Here is a 3,020-nt window from a genome sequence, read left to right as displayed (position 1 = left end):
CGGATATATTGACATTGCAGAAATTAATATTGGTGTAAGTTCAAATGGGGAATTAGATTCAATAAGCCGACAAGCAGCTCTTAATCATGAAAAGGGAGGGCATGCTTCTGGATTAGATGGACATGCTTTAACACTTTCTCAAGACAAAACAATTATGGTACCCGTACTTATTAATATTAATTAGTTCTCGCTGAAAAAGTCTTGATTGGGATGAAACATTTTATGGTGTCGTACGTCTAAACGTCGGACAAATTTTTGGAGGAAGTTCTCATGCGTGGACGATCGACACCACAACTGAGTTTTGGCGATGGGTTTATTGATCCATCGCTGTATGAAGTAAGCGACGAACTCAAAGCCGTCGACACGCTGCTGTCGGATCGAGCTTTGCTGAAACCGTTGGAAGAAATCTTCCATCCAACGATGGGCTGCCCCGGCACGCCGATGGATGTCTACGTGCGGATGTTGTTCCTGAAATTTCGCTATGGACTGTCGTATGAAGAAGTTGAACAGGAAGTCCGGGAACGTCTTCCGTGGCGGTTTTTCTGTCATCTGTCGCTGATGGATCGGGTGCCTGATGCAACAACCCTTATCAAACTGAATCAGCGTCTGGGAGAAGACCGCATCCGGCAATTGAACAAGCGTTTGGTGAAGCATCTGATCAAGAGCAAGAAGATAAAGCCCCGGAAAATCCGGATTGACTCAACCACACTGGAGACTCATATCAGCTATCCGACCGATCTGGGCTTGGTTCACCAGGTGGTCAAAACACTCACCGAAAGCGCAAAGAAAGCTGGACACAAGATCACCAGCCATGTGCGCTCGACCAAGCGAGCCCTCGCCCAGATGGGCGCTGTCCTGAAGTCCAAGAGCAAGGACAGCAAGCAACAGATTCGCAAAACCCTGCAACGAGTCAGTCGATTGGCGAAGGACACTCTCGATGAGTTCAGCACCACCTTGGCGCAGGTTCGCCGAGGCAGGAACGCACGTGCTGCCCAGCGTCTGGTTGAACAACGCGCCTTGGCCAAGACGATTCTCGATCAGATCGACCAACGGCTGGCTGGTGCGGACTCAATCCCGGAGCGCATTGTCTCTATGCACGACCCACAGGCGCGTCCGATTCGGCGGGGAAAGCTCGGAAAACCCAACGAGTTCGGCCGCACGATGCAACTGACCCAGGATCAATCGGGCTTGATGCTCGACTATCAGATCCAGCACGGCAATCCCAATGATAAGACCAAACTCATACCGATGGTCGAACGTTTCGTCGAACAGTTTGGTCGCGCCCCGACTGCCGTGGCGACCGACAAAGGGTATTACTCACCGGACAACCTTGCTGATCTGCGCCAGATGGGAGTCCGCTATGTCGGCATTGCCAAGATCGGACGACTGAAGCCGCGAGAGTATCGCCGCCAGCACTCTCGATGGTTCACGACACTCCAACGCTTTCGCTGTGGCATGGAAGCCGCCATCAGTATGCTCAAGCGGTGCTTCATGCTGGGCGATATTCGCGTACGAGGCTCCACCGCCACCGCTGTCTGGGTCGGTTGGTCGATCTTCAGCTTCAACCTCTGGAACTTCAGCTAAGCAACTTCGGTCTCGAAGGCGCCCCGAACCACATATCAAAGAACAGTATTGAATTCGAAGACAACATCTCAAAACAGCGACACAAAAAATCTTACTTCTTCAGCGAGAACTAATTAGGAAATGTTTCACGTGCTAATGCCGTATAACGTTAAGGATTTTATCCGTTGTTGAGCCGAAGATTTCTGCGGCAAGTGCTGAGACTGTACTTCGCTGGATCAAAGCCCTACACTCAGACTGTCACGCGCTCAATAACGGATAAAATCTTGTTGAACGAAGCCGCCTGTCCGCCGCATCCCGCAAAGCGGGACGGAAGGCGGGCTGTGAGTAGTACCTATGGGTATTGTATTATTGCGATTCTCTGCATGCCTCTTGTTTGTACCCCGGACGGATGCTTCGTTCGGCGTAATGATCTGTCGTATTCTGCCTTTTGAAGCTTTCACGCACTCTCTTGTTCGTTTTCTCACTTGAGATACTGCTCAACGAGTTGAGTTGTCAATCGGTGGAGACACACTCCTCCAAAGGAGTCCTTCACGAAGTGATCCTTCGGATCGGACTTCGCCGTCCCCACATTCTGCCACAAGAGTCCCGCCCAAGGCGGGATGCACCCAGCAACTATTACGGAGCGTGTGTGCTCAGGGGGTGCAGTATGCGTCGCCTTATCATCTGGCCCGTTTGACATTCAGGGCAGAGCCGGACATCGATGCCCGTCAACTCCAGTAACAGCTCCTGCCATTGCACCTGTGGTGCAGATGTGTTCTCCTGTACCGGGGGAACACCAAGAAGCTTCCTGCAGCGTGCGAGCATCATCTTCCGGTTCCGGTTGCTGATGATGCCGTAGTAGCGGATCTTGCACAGTCCCTGCGGCAGCACATGCAAGAGGAACCGTCGGATGAACTCTCCGGCATCCAGCGTCATGAGTTTCTCGGCGCTGGCATCCCGGTAATCCCGCCACCGGAATGTAACCTTGCCATCGGATATACTCACCAACCGATTATTCGAGATCGCCACACGGTGAGTGTAGCGACCCAAGTAGGCAAGTACCTGTCGCGGACCACCAAACGGCTCTTTGGCATAGACAACCCACTCCTTCTTGTACAGTTTGTCGAGCAGGGTGCGGAAGATCTCTGGGCGATTCAGCTCTTTGCTTTCGCCTATGAGCTTCAGTCTGTTTGCTTTGTACGCTCCTTTGAGTTGATCGAGCATCTTTCCTCTGAATAACCGCGAGAGCACCTTCACCGGAAGAAAGAAGTGTGTTCGACTTGCAATCCACCTCGTTCCATCGGCTGAGAGTCCACCGCCGGGGACAATGCAATGGATGTGGGGATGATCCATCAAGTTCTGTCCCCAGGTGTGCAACACCGCAAGCACACCAATATGCGCACCGAGGTGTTTCGGGTCTCTGGCCAAGGTCAGCAGCGTCTCTGCCACACTTTGGA

General features: G+C 52.3%; 3 protein-coding genes. 2 read left to right on the top strand and 1 reads right to left on the bottom strand.

The genetic code is table 11. From position 1 onward, the window contains the following. Together QME66_13150 and QME66_13145 are read left to right on the top strand one after the other, a co-directional pair. On the top strand, positions 1-184 hold a 184-nt coding region (locus QME66_13150), incomplete at its 5' end, for a hypothetical protein (GenBank protein ID MDI6809894.1). A 71-nt stretch (positions 185-255) separates the two neighbouring features. Further along, positions 256-1,584, top strand: a complete 1,329-nt coding sequence (locus QME66_13145) for an ISNCY family transposase (protein ID MDI6809893.1) — start codon at positions 256-258, stop codon at positions 1,582-1,584. 615 nt (positions 1,585-2,199) lie between these two features. Here QME66_13145 and QME66_13140 read toward each other — a convergent pair. Then, positions 2,200-3,020, bottom strand: an 821-nt coding sequence (locus QME66_13140; GenBank protein ID MDI6809892.1) for a transposase, incomplete at its 5' end; no start/stop codon positions are given.

The sequence above is a fragment of the Candidatus Eisenbacteria bacterium genome, from assembly GCA_030017955.1.
GTDB lineage: Bacteria > Eisenbacteria > RBG-16-71-46 > JASEGR01 > JASEGR01 > JASEGR01.
The sequence above is the reverse complement of the archived record's forward strand: the minus strand, read 5'-3'. Positions and strand labels throughout refer to the sequence as shown.